The 18,878-nt window shown below is 36.2% G+C and carries 21 protein-coding genes; 11 read left to right on the top strand and 10 right to left on the bottom strand.

Annotated features, from left to right (window positions below; translation table 11 throughout):
- The first annotated feature begins 89 nt into the window (after positions 1 to 89).
- Positions 90 to 1,385, top strand: coding sequence for a homoserine dehydrogenase (locus MHB70_RS25370; protein ID WP_000659113.1), 1,296 nt, complete (start codon positions 90 to 92; stop codon positions 1,383 to 1,385).
- Between the two features lie 170 nt (positions 1,386 to 1,555).
- Here MHB70_RS25370 and MHB70_RS25365 read toward each other — a convergent pair whose 3' ends face one another.
- Complete coding sequence (locus tag MHB70_RS25365) at positions 1,556 to 2,182, bottom strand: YczE/YyaS/YitT family protein (protein WP_000943407.1); 627 nt, start codon at positions 2,180 to 2,182, stop codon at positions 1,556 to 1,558.
- A gap of 98 nt (positions 2,183 to 2,280) precedes the next feature.
- Between MHB70_RS25365 and MHB70_RS25360 the strand changes: the two genes are divergently transcribed.
- The 5 genes from MHB70_RS25360 to MHB70_RS25340 are packed head-to-tail and all read left to right on the top strand — an operon-like array spanning position 2,281 to position 6,746.
- Positions 2,281 to 3,258, top strand: a complete 978-nt coding sequence (locus MHB70_RS25360) for a LacI family DNA-binding transcriptional regulator (RefSeq protein ID WP_000181953.1) — start codon at positions 2,281 to 2,283, stop codon at positions 3,256 to 3,258.
- A 10-nt stretch (positions 3,259 to 3,268) separates the two neighbouring features.
- A complete protein-coding gene (locus MHB70_RS25355) occupies positions 3,269 to 4,150 on the top strand; it encodes an SGNH/GDSL hydrolase family protein (RefSeq protein WP_154698690.1) in 882 nt (293 codons plus the stop codon).
- On the top strand, positions 4,147 to 5,064 hold the full coding sequence (locus MHB70_RS25350; RefSeq protein WP_000207726.1) for an ABC transporter ATP-binding protein: 918 nt from the start codon (positions 4,147 to 4,149) through the stop codon (positions 5,062 to 5,064). Before MHB70_RS25355 ends, MHB70_RS25350 begins: the two co-directional genes overlap by 4 nt.
- Complete coding sequence (locus tag MHB70_RS25345) at positions 5,057 to 6,049, top strand: ABC transporter permease subunit (protein ID WP_061529427.1); 993 nt, start codon at positions 5,057 to 5,059, stop codon at positions 6,047 to 6,049. Before MHB70_RS25350 ends, MHB70_RS25345 begins: the two co-directional genes overlap by 8 nt.
- Positions 6,050 to 6,068: 19 nt before the next feature.
- On the top strand, positions 6,069 to 6,746 hold the full coding sequence (locus tag MHB70_RS25340; protein WP_000432532.1) for a uracil-DNA glycosylase: 678 nt from the start codon (positions 6,069 to 6,071) through the stop codon (positions 6,744 to 6,746).
- 109 nt (positions 6,747 to 6,855) lie between these two features.
- On the opposite strand, the gene MHB70_RS25335 is transcribed toward MHB70_RS25340, so the two are convergent.
- The 3 genes from MHB70_RS25335 to MHB70_RS25325 all read right to left on the bottom strand — a co-directional run bounded on the left by MHB70_RS25335 (position 6,856) and on the right by MHB70_RS25325 (position 9,694).
- A complete protein-coding gene (locus tag MHB70_RS25335; protein WP_000953396.1) occupies positions 6,856 to 7,149 on the bottom strand; it encodes a DUF3817 domain-containing protein in 294 nt (97 codons plus the stop codon).
- 211 nt (positions 7,150 to 7,360) lie between these two features.
- Complete coding sequence (locus tag MHB70_RS25330) at positions 7,361 to 8,182, bottom strand: Cof-type HAD-IIB family hydrolase (RefSeq protein ID WP_061529428.1); 822 nt, start codon at positions 8,180 to 8,182, stop codon at positions 7,361 to 7,363.
- A 228-nt stretch (positions 8,183 to 8,410) separates the two neighbouring features.
- Positions 8,411 to 9,694 (bottom strand): purine/pyrimidine permease, encoded by a 1,284-nt coding sequence (locus MHB70_RS25325; protein ID WP_000847016.1) that lies wholly within the window; start codon positions 9,692 to 9,694, stop codon positions 8,411 to 8,413.
- Positions 9,695 to 9,789: 95 nt separating this feature from the next.
- Here MHB70_RS25325 and MHB70_RS25320 point away from each other — a divergent pair, with 95 nt between their 5' ends.
- The 3 genes from MHB70_RS25320 (at position 9,790) to MHB70_RS25310 (ending at position 11,518) form a co-directional block, all read left to right on the top strand.
- The gene (locus MHB70_RS25320; protein ID WP_000994012.1) at positions 9,790 to 10,782 is read left to right on the top strand and encodes a potassium channel family protein; all 993 of its coding nucleotides are present in this window, start codon (positions 9,790 to 9,792) and stop codon (positions 10,780 to 10,782) included.
- 6 nt (positions 10,783 to 10,788) lie between these two features.
- Complete coding sequence (locus tag MHB70_RS25315) at positions 10,789 to 11,085, top strand: YwdI family protein (protein WP_001167342.1); 297 nt, start codon at positions 10,789 to 10,791, stop codon at positions 11,083 to 11,085.
- Positions 11,086 to 11,149: 64 nt separating this feature from the next.
- Positions 11,150 to 11,518, top strand: a complete 369-nt coding sequence (locus tag MHB70_RS25310) for a DUF423 domain-containing protein (protein WP_000688311.1) — start codon at positions 11,150 to 11,152, stop codon at positions 11,516 to 11,518.
- A gap of 32 nt (positions 11,519 to 11,550) precedes the next feature.
- Here the strand turns inward: MHB70_RS25310 and gerQ are convergent, their stop codons facing one another.
- From gerQ to hemQ, 4 genes are all read right to left on the bottom strand, one after another.
- Positions 11,551 to 11,979, bottom strand: a complete 429-nt coding sequence (gerQ, locus tag MHB70_RS25305; protein ID WP_000068641.1) for a spore coat protein GerQ — start codon at positions 11,977 to 11,979, stop codon at positions 11,551 to 11,553.
- A 27-nt stretch (positions 11,980 to 12,006) separates the two neighbouring features.
- On the bottom strand, positions 12,007 to 12,429 hold the full coding sequence (gene cwlJ / locus MHB70_RS25300) for a cell wall hydrolase CwlJ (protein ID WP_000538166.1): 423 nt from the start codon (positions 12,427 to 12,429) through the stop codon (positions 12,007 to 12,009).
- Positions 12,430 to 12,757: 328 nt separating this feature from the next.
- On the bottom strand, positions 12,758 to 14,029 hold the full coding sequence (locus MHB70_RS25295; RefSeq protein ID WP_000722859.1) for a serine hydrolase: 1,272 nt from the start codon (positions 14,027 to 14,029) through the stop codon (positions 12,758 to 12,760).
- 203 nt (positions 14,030 to 14,232) lie between these two features.
- Positions 14,233 to 14,976 (bottom strand): hydrogen peroxide-dependent heme synthase, encoded by a 744-nt coding sequence (hemQ, locus tag MHB70_RS25290; RefSeq protein ID WP_001287596.1) that lies wholly within the window; start codon positions 14,974 to 14,976, stop codon positions 14,233 to 14,235.
- A 279-nt stretch (positions 14,977 to 15,255) separates the two neighbouring features.
- On the opposite strand from hemQ, the gene pta reads away from it, so the two are divergent.
- Complete coding sequence (gene pta, locus MHB70_RS25285) at positions 15,256 to 16,227, top strand: phosphate acetyltransferase (RefSeq protein ID WP_061529429.1); 972 nt, start codon at positions 15,256 to 15,258, stop codon at positions 16,225 to 16,227.
- A 49-nt stretch (positions 16,228 to 16,276) separates the two neighbouring features.
- Here the strand turns inward: pta and MHB70_RS25280 are convergent, their stop codons facing one another.
- Together MHB70_RS25280 and MHB70_RS25275 are read right to left on the bottom strand one after the other, a co-directional pair.
- Positions 16,277 to 17,122: a lipoate--protein ligase family protein gene (locus MHB70_RS25280; protein WP_000071939.1), complete on the bottom strand. Its 846-nt coding sequence runs from the start codon at positions 17,120 to 17,122 to the stop codon at positions 16,277 to 16,279.
- A gap of 151 nt (positions 17,123 to 17,273) precedes the next feature.
- Positions 17,274 to 17,966: an RsfA family transcriptional regulator gene (locus MHB70_RS25275; protein WP_061529430.1), complete on the bottom strand. Its 693-nt coding sequence runs from the start codon at positions 17,964 to 17,966 to the stop codon at positions 17,274 to 17,276.
- A 427-nt stretch (positions 17,967 to 18,393) separates the two neighbouring features.
- Between MHB70_RS25275 and MHB70_RS25270 the strand changes: the two genes are divergently transcribed.
- Positions 18,394 to 18,618, top strand: a complete 225-nt coding sequence (locus MHB70_RS25270; RefSeq protein ID WP_061529431.1) for a DUF1450 domain-containing protein — start codon at positions 18,394 to 18,396, stop codon at positions 18,616 to 18,618.
- Positions 18,619 to 18,878: the final 260 nt, after the last annotated feature.

The raw sequence follows: 18,878 nt of genomic DNA, 5'->3' as shown, positions 1-18,878 counted from the left end.
TTTTTCCGAATGTTCAAAATACATTGTTTTTCAGATTTTTTACTCATATAATTTCATCTAAACACAATTTTTGAGGGGTGGACAGTATTATGAAAGAAATTCAGGTTGGTCTATTAGGTCTTGGGACAGTTGGTAGCGGTGTAGTTCGTATTATTACAGATCATCAAGAGCGACTTATACACCAAGTAGGTTGTCCAGTGAAGGTAACGAAAGTATTGGTGCAAAACATTGAGAAAGAGAGAGAGGTAGAGGTACCTTCTACTCTATTAACACAAAATGCAAATGAAATTTTAGATAATCCAAATATTGATGTTGTCATCGAAGTGATGGGTGGCATTGATGATGCAAAGGCATATATTTTACAAGCTTTACAAAGTGGGAAGCACGTTGTGACTGCAAATAAAGATTTAATGGCGTTACACGGAGCGGAACTATTAGCAGTAGCAAAGGATAATAAGGCTGATTTGTTTTATGAAGCAAGTGTAGCTGGAGGAATCCCGATTTTGCGAAGCATCGTAGAAGGACTTTCTTCAGATCTTATTACGAAAGTAATGGGAATTGTAAATGGAACGACAAATTTTATTTTGACGAAAATGTCAGATGAAGGGAGAGCATATAACGACGTGTTAAAAGAAGCCCAACAACTTGGATTTGCAGAAGCAGATCCAACATCAGATGTAGAAGGTTTAGACGCGGCAAGAAAAATGACGATTTTAGCTACTCTCGGTTTCTCTACAAACGTAGAGCTTGGAGATGTGAAAGTAAAAGGAATTACTTCTATTACAGAAGAAGATATTGAATATAGTAAGAGCTTAGGTTATACAATTAAATTAATTGGTCTTGCAAAGAGAGATGGCGAAAAATTAGAGGTTACAGTTGAACCGACTTTACTTCCCAATACACATCCTCTTGCGGCAGTGCAAAATGAATATAATGCTGTGTATGTGTACGGTGAAGCGGTAGGAGAAACGATGTTTTATGGGCCGGGAGCAGGAAGCTTACCGACAGCAACAGCGGTTGTTTCGGATTTGGTTGCTGTGATGCAAAATATTAGACTAGGGGTAACAGGAAATAGTGCTGTAGTCCCGCAATATCAAAAAGTATTAAAAGAGCCAGACGAAATTGTCGTGAAAAAGTTTTTAAGACTGCATGTAAAAGATGAAATTGGTGTATTTGCAAAAATTACTTCATTGTTCTCTGAGCGCGGAGTTAGCTTTGAGAAAATTATTCAAATGCCGCTTGAAGAGAAAGGGAAAGCAGAAATTGTAATTGTAACGCATCGTGCTTCTCTTGCGGATTACGAGTACATTCTACATACATTGCAAGGGTATGAAGAAATTGATTGCGTGAAAGCAAATTATCGAATTGAAGGGGATGCTAAGTAGTATCTCTTATCATAAAGTGAAACGGGGTGTCCATCCTAAGTTGATCATTAGTCTTCACCAATCGGGCATTTAGGGGAAGTTATCTCCCGCCTAACTTCTTTGCCTTTGCTGGACTTTGAGGTGGAAGTTTTACTGCCCACAAATAACGGGATAAAATAAAAAAGAGCCTATTAAGCAGCTTGCTTAATAGGCTCTTTTTTATTTAAAATCTGCGTACCAATTTGAATAAATGCTTGAATGATCCAACCTGTTGTAAAGGATAAGATAATTGTTCCAAAATAGATGGGTCCATCTAATAAGAAGCTTAATGTTAAAAATAGAAAAGCCAATGAAATCTCTGTTTTTCTAAACGTCCATTTTCTCTTCTCAGCAACTGTTAAAACGAAAGCTTCTTGAGGTGCTGCGCAAAGGTTTGTTGAGACATAAAGGCCAATGCCAGCTCCGACAAATAGATTTCCACAAATAAGTGTTATATATTTTGGAAGAGAGCGGATAGCGTCCATAATAATTGTAATGGAACCAATCCAGTCAACAAAAAGAGAAATAAGAATCATCGTTACAATTGTGCCGATTGTAATTTGTTTTTTATTCCAAAAGAGTACGATAAGTGTAAAAGCAAAGTTAATCATGAAAATCCAAAAACCAATACTTATCCCGAAATTTTGATATAGTGCAATAAAGAAGGAATCGTAAGGGCTAAGTCCAAAGGAAGTAATTGTCGTCATCATATTAATACCGATGGCGAGAATGAGTAAACCGCCAATAAAAAATATATATTCTAATTTGAATCGAAGCATAGTTGCATATCCTTTCTAAATGTATTTGCTAGGAAAGGATATATTGTGGAAAGCTTACCAGGTCAAGTGAGAATTTTTGAGGGGAAGGGGAAAATGAGATGACGAATATAAGAAAGATTGCTGAACTTGCCGGGGTATCGGTTTCAACCGTTTCACGTGTACTAAATAATCATCCATACGTGAATGAACAGAAACGAAAAGAAATTTTAGCGATTATAGAGGAATTGAATTATACGCAAAATGTGAACGCGATTCATTTAGTGAAAGGAAAAACGAATGTAATTGGTGTTTTATTGCCACACGTAAATGATCAATATTATAGTGCTATTATTGAGGGGATATCAAAAGAAACGGCAAAGAATAATTATAATATGATGCTTTGCCAGACAAATTACAGCGAAGAAAGAGAACTAGAAATTTTACATATGTTAAAAATGAAAAAGCTTGATGGGGTTATTATATGTTCCCGTGCCAATAGTAAGGAGAAACTTGAAGAATATACGAAATTCGGCCCGATTGTTATGTGTGAAGAAATAGATTCGAAATGCATTTCAAGTGTGCATATTGATTACTACAAAGTATTTTCGCATGGGATGAAAAGCTTAATAGATGTCGGTCATACACGTATTGGATATTGCATTGGAAGAAGTAATAGCATTAATAGCCAAAGACGAAAAAAGGCGTATGCGGATTCGCTTCAACAGAGTACCGTAACACCGTTAGAGACTTGGAAATTTGAAGAGTGTTTTACGGTGGAAGATGGACGTAACGTAATCAGAGAATGGGTTCGTATGTCTGTAAAACCGACGGCGTTTCTTGTATCTTGTAATCATATTGCAGCGGGAATGGTAACAGAAGCAAAAAAACAAGGAATTCGAATTCCAGAAGATATGACGATTATCGGATGTGACGATCAAGAGGTAGCAGATATATTAGGTATAACAACAATTTCCCATCCTAGTAAAAATGTCGGGATAAAAGCGTTTGAATTATTATATGAAAAGATTAATGCAGAGAAATTAGATGTGAAACATATAGAGTTATTACCAAAGTTAGTAAATAGAGAAACAACGTGATAGGGAAGGTGTGAAAATCGCTTTTCAAAATTTCGTTTGGTATAATTATGGACAATCTAAGAGGGCTAAAAGGGGTTTTGACATGAGATCAAAAGTAGTAAAAGTAATCCTACTCATTACAATTGCATCTTTTTGTTTATTTGCATATGGCTTTGTTTCAGGTGTAAATGATGTATTAAATCCGAAAGCTTCAAGTTTAATTAAGAAAACGGATGTAGTAGCAAAAGAGAAAAAGAAAACGGGAACATTGCAAGTCGTTAGTTTAGGTGATTCGTTAACGCGCGGCGTCGGTGATAAAGAAGGCATTGGCTATATTGGACGAATGAAAGAAGATTTACAAAAAGATTATAAGCAAAAGGTTGCACTAACTAACTTGGCAGTGAGTGGTGCGAAAATGCCTGATTTATTAAAACAAATTGAAAGCAGCGGTGCTCAATATTCAATTAAGCAAGCAGATGTGATCGTTTTAACAATTGGCGGAAATGATTTATTTCCAGGCTGGGAATCGCTTGGAAAGATAGATTTAGAAACATACCGTCCTGATACGGAAACGTTCCAAAATGAAGCTAAGAAAATTATAGAACAAATTCGTAAATTAAATACAGATAGCCCTATTTTTTGGCTAGGTTTATATAATCCTTTTGAAGATGTAGAAGATTTAAAAGGGTCTTCAAACATTGTTGTGGATTGGAACGCTTCTTTAGAGAAGTTAGCGTTAAATGATAAAAATGTATATATTACACCGACATTTGATTTATTCCAAAACCGTGGAAAAGATTTATTATACTCTGATCATTTTCACCCGAATGAAGTAGGGTACACATATATGGCAGAACGATTAGTTCAAAATGTTGTGAGTAAGTTAAAACTAGAACAAGGAGGGGGAAAATGACGACGATACTTTCCGTGCGAGACTTGAAGAAGGTAATTGGAAAGAAGACTCTTGTAGAGAATATTTCCTTTGATGTAAAGCAAGGAGAAGTGTTCGGGTTCCTAGGACCGAATGGTGCTGGAAAGACGACTACCATTCGAATGTTAGTCGGATTGATTAAGGCGACAGAAGGTACGATTTCTATCGGTGGTTATTCAATTAAGGAAAATTTCAGAGAAGCGATGCGTCAAATTGGGAGTATCGTTGAAAACCCAGAACTGTATACATATTTAACAGGATGGGAAAATTTAAAGCAATTTGCTCGTATGTTAGGTGATATATCAGATGAACGTATTATTGAAATTGCTCAAATGGTTCATTTGGATGAAAGAATTCATGACAAGGTAAAAACGTACTCACTCGGTATGAAACAGCGCCTTGGAATTGCGCAGGCGCTCCTTGGGAATCCGAAGTTGCTTATATTAGATGAGCCAACGAATGGTTTAGATCCAGCCGGGATTAGAGAACTTAGAGAATTTATACATACGCTTGTGAAAGAAGAAAATATGAGCGTGTTTATTTCAAGTCACTTGCTAAGTGAAGTACAAATGATATGTGATCGTGTTGCAATTATTCATAAAGGAAAAATGATAACAGTTGCCAAGGTTGAAGAGTTAATTAAAACAGCAAGTGATCGTGTAGAATGGATTGTTACACCAATTTCTAAGGCGAAAGATATGCTAGAAGCGGCCGAGGAAGTAAGAGAAGTGAGTGTAGAAGGCGAGCGATTACTATGCCGCATGGATATTGCATCTATAAGTAGTTGGAATAAACACTTTGTAGAAAATGAGATAGATGTGCATAGCGTTAAGGAGCTTGTATTTACGCTAGAAGATTTATTTATTGAACTCACAAGGGGTGAGCAGCATGCGTGAATTTGCGAATCTAGTTTTAAATGAATCAGAAAAGATTTACCGTAAGAAACGTATTTTTGTTGTCATGCTTATTTTAGCAATCTTGATCCCGCTTTTTGTGTATGCGCAGTATCGTGAAATAGAAACGACACAAAAAAGACTCGGTACAAAGGATTGGAAAGTTTCATTACAACAGCAAATTGTTGATTCCCAGAACCGGTTGAACAATTCTAGGTTGCCAGAAGAATGGCGTGATTGGTTAAAAGTAAGAGTTGAGCAACAACAATATTATTTAGATCATGATATTAACCCGATGGCACCGGGTGCACCGACTTTTGTCAGAGCATTTATTGAACAAGGAATTACATTGTTTATTCCGCTTCTCGTGATGATTGTCGCTATTGATATCGTTTCGGGAGAACGAAGTGATGGGACGATGAAGATGTTACTTACGCGGCCGATTCGGCGCTGGAAAATACTACTTAGTAAATACGTGACGATGTTATTTTTCATTTCGCTCATACTGTTTCTTGTAGGTTTGTTTGCTTACATATTATCAGGGCTTGTATTTGGGTACTCGGGATGGAATTTACCTGTTTTAACTGGATTTGTCATTGATAAGGAAACGTTAAATACGAATTTTGTACATCTTATTCCGCAGTGGCAATATATTTTAATGGCGTACGGATTAGCTTGGTTTGTTGCTATCGTTGTCGGAACTATATCGTTTATGGTTTCTGTTTTAACTCGCAATACACCAGCTGGTATGGGTGTTATGTTAGCTGCATTAATTGCAGGTGGTATTTTAAGTTCATTTGCAACGTCTTGGGAAGGCGCAAAATATATTTTTAGTGTGAACCTATCATTAACGGATTATTTATCAGGAAAATTACCTGCATTACAAGGTTTATCGATGGGATTTTCTTTGATGAATTTAACTGTTTGGGCAGTTGTTTCCCTTATTATTTCGTTCATAGTATTTACAAAACAGGATATGTTGAATTAATTAGACAGGAAGTGACAGTATGGAAAATGTTTTAAAAAATGATTGGGGGCCGTTATTGGCACCAGAATTTGAGAAAGAATATTATCGCGAATTGGCTAATTTTTTGAAAGAAGAATACAGTACACATGTTGTTTATCCAAAGATAGAAGATATTTTTAACGCTCTAGAGTATACAAGTTATGAAAATACAAAGGTCGTTATTTTAGGACAAGATCCATACCATGGACCGGATCAAGCGCATGGTTTAAGCTTTTCTGTGCAACCCGGTATTAAAACGCCACCGTCGTTGTTAAATATGTATAAAGAACTTCGAGATGAATATGGGTATGACATTCCAAATAACGGTTATTTAGTAAAGTGGGCAGAGCAAGGAGTTTTATTATTAAATACTGTATTAACAGTTCGGCAAGGTGAAGCAAATTCTCATAAAGGAAAAGGATGGGAGTATTTCACTGATCGTGTAATTGAGCTATTAAATGAACGTGAAAAACCAGTTATTTTCATATTGTGGGGACGCCATGCACAGGCGAAGAAGAAGTTAATTACGAATCCAAATCATCATATTATCGAATCTGTACATCCAAGCCCATTGTCAGCAAGACGTGGTTTCTTTGGAAGTAAGCCGTACTCTAAAGTAAATACGATTTTAGCTAATATGGATGAGAGAGAAATTGATTGGGAAATTCCAAATTTGTAAAGTGAAACTTTAATCAGTGGGGTTTTGTTCACCCCCTACTGATTATCAGCCCTCACCAATCGGGGTAAATAGAAAAGGTAGTTAACAGTCGTTAACTACCTTTTTATTATCATTGTTGCTCGTTCTTTAATTTTGCATCTAGTACAAAAGTACCAAATGGGATAACTGATGAAACGAATGCCCCAAGTGCCCATAAAATTGATTTACGGTGTACGATTGTTACTTGAATGACTGCAAAGATGAATAGAATAAATAGAACACCATGAGCCATGCCTGTAATTTTAACAGCTGTTGCAAATCCTGCGAAGTATTTCAATGGCATTGCTACAAATAATAGTAATAGGAAAGAAATCCCTTCAACTAGTCCAATTGCTCTTAATCGTCCGATTGGTGTAGATAACATGTAAAGTAGCCTCCTTTAACGTATGCTTGTTTATAGTAAATTTGTATTCTTTTTCAAAATAAAATAGTCTATTTTGTTTCATTATATACAAAAAGAAAGTTTACACTACGAGAATAGTGCAAAGTTCAAAATATAGTCACAAAAGCACGAGAATTTAAATAAAAACCTATTTGAAGTGTTTGACTTCAAATAGGTTTTATGAATGAAAATATTAAATAAGTACTTCTGTTTTTAAAACGAATTTCTCTACAACTTTTGCAACGCCATTGTTCATATTTGTATCTGTTACATAGTTTGCAATTTCTTTAATATCATCTGGCGCATTACCCATTGCAACGCCAAGACCTGCGAATTCAATCATCGCTTGGTCGTTATAGCTGTCGCCCATTGCGATAACTTCTTCGCGTTTAATACCAAGTTTTTGGATGAGTTGGTTTAGGCTTGTTCCTTTTGTAACACCATATTCAGTAAATTCTAAGAAGAATGGTTTTGAACGCATCACGCTTAATTGGCCTTCTAGTTGTTTTTGTAGTTTCTTTTCAACTTCAACAAGACGTTCAGCCTCTTTATTCATTAATACTTTTACTACCGGCTCTTTAACTGCGGCTTTAAAGTCATCTACTACAACAATTGGCATACCAGTAATATCGCCCTCAATTTCAGTATAAGGGTTATTTTCTTCCGTTACGATATCATCGCCCATATAAGTATGAATCCATACATCTTCAGTTTTACTAATTTCAAATAGGTTGTGAACGATTTCAGGAGATAGCGTACTACTAAAGATTTCTTCGTTTGTTTTACAGTTAATAATTTTTGCACCATTAAAAGATAGAATGAAACTGCCGTATTCTTCTAAACGAAGTTCTTTGGCTACATTGCGCATACCAAACGTTGGACGTCCAGAAGCAAGTACAACCTTTACCCCTTGCTCTTGTGCAGTCATTAAAGCTTCTTTCGTACGAGGTGAAATAGTATGGTCATCACGTAATAAAGTATCATCTAAATCTAAAACAATCATTTTATAAGTCATATAGAAAATTCCTTTCTTTAATTGAAATCAAAATACATGTTCATGAAGATGTTGAGGAATAATAGTAAGACATCAAACCTCTTTGAAAAGAAGTAGATAAATTATTATGAGTGTGTTGCTCATAATATTGGTTAATAATCATTGGGGATGAATAAAACCCCAATGATTAAAGTTTGATTTTATCGTAACAACTCTAAAGGTAGAGTGCAATAATGGAAGTTTTCCAATTTACGATAGTTGTTTTGCTGTGGAACGAGAAAATAGTATTTCTAGCAAGATTGCCATTACAGATCCAAGAACGAGACCGTTACTTAAAAAAGATGCTAGAAATGGTGGAAGTGTGGAATATGCTCCTGCTGGAACAAACATAACCCCGACTCCTGTAAAGATGGAAAGACCGGCTACTTTAAATAATCGTTCTTTATCCTGGACAGTTTCGTATTCTCGAAAGGCGAGGCCAATCATGCTTGCGAATACAGGATAAATAGCGGCATAACCAACTGCAACTGGGATTGCTGCAAAGAATGAAGTGATCTTTGGGAATATACTAACGGCAATAATAAAGCTTGATCCTAATATAAATGGAAGGCGTTTATAGATATTAGTCGTTGCAATAAATCCTGCTGATCCAGAAATAGCAACAGGTCCAATAGCTGAAAATAGACCGCCTAGCAATTGATTTATTCCCGTTATAATGCCAGCTTGTTTAAAGCGATCTGGAGCTGCATCTGTTTCGTATTTAGAAACAACCTTTTGTACAACACGAATACTTGCTAACATATTTGTTAGAAGTAATAGTGTAACGAAAATGACTGTAATTGCCATGTTCCATTCAACGCGAGGCATTCCGAAAACGAATAGAGATGGAAGCCGGATTATGTCTGTTACAGGTGTTACAGGATTAGATAATCCGAAGCATGCAAATAAAATCCAGCCGCAGACAATACTGAAGAGAACGGAATATTGTCCAATAATAGGTAGCTTCATAACGAAAAAGGATAGTAAAATAACAATGAGTGAAAGAATAAATACTTTTGGTTGTACTTCTGTATGTTGTCCATCAAGACCAAACATTCCTTTTAAGAAGGAGCCACTGAGTTGCGTGACAAGAAGAAATAAATATGTTCCAATAACTGTCGGTGTAAAGTAGCGAACTAGTTTATCAATGAGTCCAAAAACGCTAAGAATAATGCAAATAATACCGCTTAATAAGAAAGCATATTGAAGAACTTTAAGTGTCTCATTGCTTGATCCAAATAATATGACGCCTAAACTTGCGTAAAGGGAGAAAATTCCCCACCAAAGGCCAGCAGGACCTTCTTGAATAGGAAGTTTATGCCCAAATATAGCTTGCAAGAGACCAGCAAAGCCTAGAACAAATAATGTTCTTTGTATGAATGCGATAGCTTCAGCGCCATCAAGACCATAACTAGTTGCGACACTAATTGGTACAATAAGGCTTCCTGCTAAAATAAATAGTGCCCATTGTAAGGCGGAAAGAAATGTCTTCATTATATCAACCTCTTTCATAGATTCCGTATCTAGTATATACGTATTTTATTTCCACTGGCAAAGATTGTAGATAGAGAAAAGAGTTGAAACACGATATGAATGCACGTAAGCAATTATGGATAGCTGTTGTATGTATGACCTTTGTTGTAATTTTAGGAACACTAGGATTTATGACAATTGAAGAGATTAGTTTGTTTCAAGCATTTTGGATGACGATGATTACTGTATTGACTGTTGGATACGGAGATGCCGTTCCTGTAACGCAAGCAGGGAAAGTATTTGCGCTCCTTATTATTCCTGTTGGTGTTGGTATTGTTACATATGCAATTGGAGTAGTGGCAGCTATAATTATTGAAGGGAATTTATTTCATGCAGTGCGGAGGAAGAAGATGGATAAACAAATAGCACAGTTACAAAATCACATTATAGTATGTGGTTGCGGTAGAGTGGGGCTTCAAGTTGTACATGAATTGCAAGAAAAGAAAATTCCATTTGTTGTTGTCGATAAAGATGAAAGCATATTAGAGAAGGAAAAGCTTTTGTATATACATGGAGATGCGACGGAGGATCAAGTTTTACATCATGCTGGAATTTCAAAAGCGGCTGGTTTAGTTGCTATTGTTGCAAATGATGCTGAAAATGTATTTATTACATTAACGGCAAGAGGATTAAACGATGCAATTAAAATTGTAGCAAGAGCGGAAAAGCAAGAAACCGAAGAAAAATTAAGGCGTGCTGGTGCAAATAAGGTTATTAATCCATCTAGTATGGCAGGAATTCATATTGCAAAAGGTATTGCGAATCCGCTAACAGTTCATTATATTGATACAGTACTGTATGGAATAGAGCAATCATTTGTAATTGAAGAAATTTCAGTCGGAAACGATTCTATCTTAGTCAATAAATCGTTACTAGAGAGTGATGTGAGAAATCAATTTGATGTAACAATTTTAGCGATTTTGAGAAGTGGGGATATTATACATAATCCGACGGGGCAGGAAAAATTGCAAGAACATGATATGATAATAGTATTTGGTTCAGTAGAGAAGCTGGGGCAATTTGAGAAAGAACTACAAAGTACGAGGTGATAAGGAATGCAAATATCGAGCGATAAGATTTTAAATAAAATGGCGAATGAAATTGCAAAGGCAAAAAGTAGTGAAGGACAAAAATCAAAAGATCATTTATTAGTTGTGCGTGCTTTATGCGATTTACTATTAGATGAACAGGTTGAATCTTCTACGTATAGAGAGCCGCAAATTCAATCGCAAGTAATTAGATCGCAGCCTATAACAACAGTTCAACCAGTTCAACCAGTTATACCGGTTTCTGGAGAACCTGTGTATATAAAAGAAGAAGGGGCAAATGGTAATTCTTTATTTGATTTTTAAGGATTAAATCGTTTGGCTTATATGAAAAAATTGCTTATGATAAAAGTAAAAAAGGGGAATTAAGATGAAAATTTTCTTTTTACTAGGTTGTATTGCAGCGGGGCTATCTGTTGCGTTAGGAGCCTTTGGGGCACATGGTTTAGAAAATAAAATTTCTGCGAAAATGTTAGAAGTTTGGAAAACAGGTGTTACATATCAAATGTTTCATGCAGGTGGACTATTCGTAGTTGCTCTATTGATGGATAAGATTCAATCATCACTTTTAACTACTGCTGGTTGGCTTATGGTAGCTGGGATTATTATGTTCTCAGGTAGTCTTTACGCACTAAGTACGACAGGTATTAAGTTCTTTGGTCCAATTACACCTCTTGGTGGTGTAGCGTTTATTGTGGCGTGGATTTTAGTAGGAACTGCAGTAGTAAAAGGGTTATAAAAAAACAAAAGCTGGCATTTGCCAGCTTTTTTTTATGGTCTCGGAGCATAAGTTGCTTGTTGACTAGGTAAATACGTAATCTCTTCTGGGAATTCTACATAATCTAAGTAGATCATTAATAGTAAAAAACGTTTCCCTGATTGTGGTTCACTAATAACGATATGATCACGTCCGGCCGCTTCGATAATCCCTGTATAAGATTGTGTACCGAGCGAGCTACCACGCTCATAAGTCATTACAACTGTAGCTTGCTTTCCTTTATTTAAGCGAAGAATGTTTTCAATGTATGATTGCTCGAGCGGTAACATCCCTTGAGAAACTGCAAGTTGAGCCTGAGCAGCTTGTTGTTGCATTGCTTGCTGTTGTTGCTGTTGCTGCGCGGTCATTTGTTGCGGTTGTACGTAAGTGCCTGATGGTTGATAAAAACCTGTTCCATAGTACGGGTTTTGTTGCTGTGCCATTCAAAAATCCCTCCTCATTTTCATTCCCTAATATACGCTTGGACAGTCTCCGGCAGATGGCTGGAAGAAGCAGTGCTTTTTAAAGCGACCAGAATTTTGTTGGTCATACCAAGTTGGCGGACAAGGACCTTCAGGCCTAAAAAACCATAAGGCAAAGTTAGCGGGCCAAAAACGTTGTCCTTGAATGGTCCGTCTTGCTAATGCGATATCTTGCTCCCTCGCTCGCTGATAAAAATATCCTTTTTGAGTTGCCTCAAAACCACCAGGATTTTGATAAACCATTTGACGTAAATTACGTATCCTTTTAAAATCTAAACAATTTCCACGGACACGATTTACCCCAACGTTTCCGACCATTAGCATTCCTTGTTGCCCTTCTCCTTCGGCTTCAGCACGCATCAGTCTAGCTAATAACTTTACATCTTCTTCGTTATAAGCAATAACACCCATTATGTGTCACCTCTCTTTGTGGAATACCTTTTGGAAAGAGGTTTATCCCGCATTAATGGGCAGTAAGACTCCCACCTTGAAATTTGGCTGGAGCAAAGAAGGTGGGTGGGAGATCAAACTGCCCCTAAACGCTCGATTGGTGAAGGCTAATAATCAGTGGGGGATGAACAAAACCCCCACTGATTAAAGTTTCACTTTATCTCTAGATGAAGTGTGGAACAATTACTAGTTCATACGTATGAGGAAAAGGACTCAGATATGACAACCAAACGAAGTTTTACATTGAGAGAGGAAAATAAAAAAGCTAGCGTGTGCTAGCTTTTTATCATTAAAATATTTTGGACCATAAGTTTGAGAAGAAATCACCAACGGAACGCATTGTTAATACGAACCAATTTGCTTTTTCTACTTCTTCTGTCGTTTTTGCAGCAACCTTCATGCTCTTATTTCCATCTAAGAAACCATATTTATCAGTTGATTCTAAAACGATGGAACCCACCTTTGTATCTTTCTTAATAGGAGCAATTAAATGTCCATCTTCAGCGAGTGACTTATCTGCTTCAGTAGAAATTTTGTAAGGTGACTTGTCACCCTTTTTCGCAATTACTGTTATTTCTTTTTCAGGTGCAACAGTTACTTGATCTGCTTTCCCTTTTACTACAGAGATTGTATTATTTTTATCAATTTTCAGCTTTTGTTTTTCGAAGCTATTAAATCCATATTCAATTAATGCACGAGATTCTGTGAAACGTTCGTCCATTGATTTTGTCTTAATAATAACGGAAATAAGACGTAAATCACCACGTTTTGCTGTAATAGTGAATCCATATCCAGCCGTATCAGAACTTCCTGTTTTCAAACCATCTGACCCTTCATAAGCGAAAGCAGCACCTGGTAACATCCAGTTCCAGTTTTCCATACGAATTGGCTTCGGATGATTATCCGGGAAGTTTCTAAATCTTTGTTTTGTATCCTCTAGCATTTCTGGATACTTTGTAATAATTGTTTTTGAAAGAATACCCATATCGCGAGCTGACATGGAGTTTTCTCCATTCGGATCAGTTCCTTCAGGATGTTTCCCTTTTAAATCAGCGTTATTTAACCCAGTAGCGTTTACAAATTTATATTTCTTTAACCCTAGTTTTTTTGCATGGTCATTTGCAAGATTTAAGAAGTTTTTTTCGCTTCCTGCAAGAAGTTCTGCTAAAGCAATACTAGATCCATTCGCAGAGAAGATAACGATAGAATGATATAATTCTTTTACAGTATATTGACGTCCTTTTTCAAACGGTACGTTAGAGAATTCGTTATTACGAGAGACTTCATAAGCATAATCAGAAATATTTACTTTTGTATCCCAAGTAATTTTCCCTTCTTTAATTGCCTCTAAAACAGCATAAACAACAATTAATTTTGACATACTAGCGATAGCTAGTAATTCATCTGGATTTTGCTCATGCAGTATTTTTCCTGTATCTGCATCAAATAGAAGTGCAGCGGCTGCCTCAATATGTATTTTTTCTTCCGCATGGGATGTTGTTACTACTAAGGAAGAAATTGACAATAAAAGCAATAGTAAAATAGACAAGATTTTCTTCATATAGATTATCACCTTCGCATCGGTATTTAGCATATAGCTCGTATCATTTTAGCATAATTTTATATATAAAAAGGTTACAATTTTACAAGAAATTTGAAAAGAATTTGTCGATTTTTGTTCAAATTTGCGGAGAAAAGAAGTTTTTTGAGGAGAAATATAGAGGATAATAAAAAAAGGAACGAATTTCGTTCCTTTTTCACTATTTATATGTGTAAAAATTTTTCTACTTTTTCGTTCGGTAAAATGTTTCCAACGAAAAATGTTCCGAATTCACCATAACGAGCACTTACTTCATCGAAGCGCATTTCATATATAAGTTTCTTAAATTGAAGAACATCATCAGCGAATAATGTTACGCCCCACTCGAAATCGTCGAATCCGACTGATCCTGAAATAACTTGGCGTACTTTACCTGCGTACTGTCGACCAATTTTACTATGACTGTACATCATTTTTTTACGTTCTTCCATAGGAAGCATGTACCAGTTGTCATCACCTTGGCGACGCTTGTCCATTGGATAGAAGCAAATATGATTTGCTTTTGGTAATTCAGGATATAAGCGAGCTAAAATTTGTGGGTTTTGGTATGGATCTTCATCAGCTGGAAGATAGTTGCTTAGTTCAACAACAGATACGTAAGAATATGCAGGAACCATATATTCAGCTAATGTTGTTTTATTTAATTCTGTTTCAATTTCATTTAATTCTTCCATTGTTGGACGTAAAATCATAAGCATAATATCAGCTTTTTGACCAACAACTGTATACATTGCGTGACTACCTTTTTTTGCAGTAGCTACTTCGTTCCATTTTTCAACGACATTTAAAAATTCAGACACAGCTTGTCCGCGTTCGTCGCTAGATAATGTTTTCCATGCAGCCCAATCAATAGAACGTAAATCATGTAGACAATACCAGCCATCTAACGTTGTTGTTGCTTCACTCATTCTATTCACCTCAGTTAATGATAGTTTTACACGTTAACTATAGCATATATAGTTTTAAAATCATCTATATAAAGTTCCGGCACATAAAATTGTCACATTTATATTTATTAGAAATCGGGAGAAAATAAGGCTTAAGTAGGACATATTTTTAGGCTGAATTTTATGAAAATATAATCATTTTCATTTTATCTATTTTTTGGGAGCTATAAGTTTAAAATATAGAGGAAAAGCAGTATTCTTAAAGATAGAGTTTTTTAACATATGTAGGAGGGTTTATTCGTGAGCAACTTATTTACAACAGTAAAAGAAAAAGTTCGAGGAAAAGGCATTTCTATCGTACTTCCTGAAGGAACTGATGAAAGAATTTTAGGCGCTGCAGAGCGTTTAGCAAAAGAAGAGTTAGTAAAACCAATTTTAGTTGGTAATAAAGAAGAAATTAGCGCAAAAGCTGCTAGCATGAATTTAACATTAGCAGGCGTTGATATTTATGACCCAGCTACATACGAAGAAATGGATGCAATGGTAGCATCTTTCGTTGAACGCCGTAAAGGTAAAGCAACTGAAGAAGACGCTCGTAAAATCCTTAAAGACGAAAACTACTTCGGTACAATGCTTGTATACATGGGCAAAGCACATGGTTTAGTAAGTGGTGCAGCTCACTCTACAGCTGATACAGTTCGTCCAGCACTTCAAATTATTAAAACAAAACCAGGCGTTACAAAAACTTCTGGCGTATTCATCATGGTACGCGAAGAAGAGAAATATGTATTCGCTGATTGCGCAATTAACATTGCACCAAACAGTCAAGATTTAGCTGAAATTGGTATTGAAAGTGCGAAAACTGCTGAACTATTTGGCATTGACCCACGCGTTGCTATGTTAAGCTTCTCTACAAAAGGTTCTGCGAAATCTCCAGAAACAGAAAAAGTTGTAGAAGCAACTCGCATTGCAAAAGAAATGGCTCCAGAATTAACTTTAGATGGAGAATTCCAATTCGATGCTGCATTCGTACCATCTGTAGCTGAGAAAAAAGCTCCAGGTTCTACAATTAAAGGTGATGCTAACGTATTCGTATTCCCAAGCTTAGAAGCTGGTAATATTGGCTACAAAATCGCTCAACGCTTAGGTAACTTCGAAGCAGTAGGACCGATCTTACAAGGTTTAAACATGCCTGTAAATGATCTATCTCGTGGATGTAACGAAGAAGAAGTATACAAGTTAGCTTTAATTACAGCAGCTCAAGCACTTTAATTCTATAATGAATTGCTATGAAAAATGACCACCCTTAGGGTGGTCATTTTTATTTTTCTAAGCCAAGTGCTTTATTATTACGATCAATAATACGCTGTAAATTCGTCTCATATAAAGGAACTTCATCTACTGTTAATTGAGATGGTGTTAACTTTGGAGCGAATTGCTGTAATGTTTTTAAAAGACGCATCATTAAATCTTGTACTGTAATTGTTTCACCAAGTAATTCTGAGAGTGAGGCCATTGTACTCGGTACAATTTCGGGATACGTGAAGCGTGTTTCTTCTCCTTGAATTGCTACATTGTAAAAGTCGCGAACAAGCGCAGCGCGTTCCGATCCGCTTCCTGTAGCACATAAGTAAATTTGTACAGCAACCCCACCGCGAATACGGCGCTGAGAAATACCTGCGAATTTTTGGTCGCGAATACTTAAATCATAGCTACCAGGACAATAAGAACCAACAATTTCTTTTGCCTCGATTGTAACGTCGTAATCTTTTAACATTTCCTTAATTAAATGCCACATTGTATCGTATCCCAGATCAATATCGATACCTTTTTCTGTTTCTTGGAATAAAAGTGATACGTTTAACACACCTTCATCAAGTACGACCGCAAGTCCACCGGAATTACGAACGATAACATTGAAGTTGTTTTCTTTTAAAAAGGAAATACCTTCTTCTAAGTGTGGTAGGCGTGAATCTTGAATGCCGAGAACGATTGTATTGTGATGAACCCAAGAACGCATTGTTGCAGCGGATGCGCCATTCCCAATACTTGTGCATAATGTGTCATCCATTGCGAATGATTGCAAGGCATGGAATGTCGGTCCTAAACTAGACTGATCTACAATACGCCACTCTGGCTGAGATAAAATTGAACGGGAATTGCTCATATAACTAACCCCTTATCTTTAAAATGACAATCTCTATTATAGCAAAAAATGATGAAAGGAGTTTTCCCATATATAAAGAGAGATTTTAAAGTAAAAGAAGCGTGTGTGCTTGAAGTGAAATAATAAAAAGGATGCATTGCATGCATCCTTTTTATTCTGCAATTTTTTCTAAATTACCGTTTCGATCCATTCGGAAAGAAGTTTGCGAACGTTCCTCATCATCCATTACTGCTAATTTACGAGCGCGGTTCATAATATTCATAAGTGTTTCGTAATCCTCTTGTACAGTATGAGATTGTTGTTCTAATTTTTCTAGTTTCTTTTCTAGTTCTTCATTTCGCAAGATTTGTGATTTAATTTCTTGTTTCAATCTCGTATTCTCGTTTTCAAGACCGGTTACTTTTATATTTGAAGATCCAACAGTTTGTAAAAAGTAAATAACATCTTGCATTGTGATAGAGCTTTTTACAGCAGGGATAGTAGGCTCTTGATATAGACTAGCTTCTTTATATTGTACAGTTGTTTCCTCTTGTACTAGTTCTTCATAATCAGTTATCGCTCCTGAAGCTGGTGGTGTATAAAGTAAACGTTTTTTCGCTTGTTCACCGCTCGCAGCACGCATTTTATCTTTACGATGTTTTTTTGCTAGTTGAAGAGCCTGCTCATAACTATAGCGAACAACGGCATTCCAGCGGAAACCACAAGCAGCGGATGTGCGATTTAACTGATCTCCTACCTCCTCAAATGCATTTAATTGCGTACTTCCTTCTCTAACATGGCGAAGTACCGTTTCAGCAAGTAATAAATCATCCCCGTCTGTCCAAGCATCTTGTCTTACTTTCATAGATTCAACTCCCTTTCTTTTTATGAACTTCCTATTTTTATAATGGGCAAAAAAATGTGCTTTTATACAAAGCTTTTAAAAATATGGTAGATTTCGATGAAAGGAATAAAGTGAAACTTTAATCAGTGAAAGTTTTTTCCGTCTCCCGCTGATTATTAGGGGTTTTTACGGGCAGTGGATTTTCTACCTAACTCTCTCTCATTCGCCGAATTTTAAGGCGGAAGTCTTACTGCCCGCAAACAGCGGGATAAATTTTGCCAAGAATGATGGAAGCTTCTGTAGGAGAGCATAAAAATATGTAGCTTTATATGAAGGAAAGAGCGTCGCAAGGAAACTTGCAACGAGCTTAAAAGAGCGGTAAAATACCATTTAGTGTTTATTTTTAAATGTACTTGAGAAAAGTTTAAAATAGAGGAAGTGTTATATAATGGGAAACGAATTTCGTGTGTGCGATGATTGTCAGGCAACGAACGTTAAAACGTTAATTCCGAAGTTAAAAAAAGTAGATTCATGTGCAACGATTGAAGTTGCATGCCAGTCTTACTGTGGTCCTGGTCGTAAAAAATCATTCGCATTTGTAAATAATCGTCCAGTTGCAGCTCCAACAGAAGATGAATTAATTGTAAAAATTCAAGCAAAGTTAAATAAGTAAGAAAAAGAAGAGTGAACAGACTACTCTTCTTTTTTTATACCCATAAGAAGAATGAGTTATTCTATGGAAGCTTAATTGGTTATTACTGATAGTCAGTGACAGATGGACATCAACTGTTCATTACATTGTCAATTTATATGAATTTGTATTTCGAAATAATGGTTGACAGCCTTTTGAAGCGGTGGGTAGAATAGAAAGTGTCTGATTCTGATAATCATTATCAAGAATAAGCCAATTCACCTATTTTTTTATTACTATTT

This window comes from Bacillus sp. FSL M7-1020 (assembly GCF_038050415.1).
Classification (GTDB): Bacteria; Bacillota; Bacilli; order Bacillales; family Bacillaceae_G; genus Bacillus_A; species Bacillus_A toyonensis.
The sequence above is the reverse complement of the archived record's forward strand: the minus strand, read 5'-3'. Positions and strand labels throughout refer to the sequence as shown.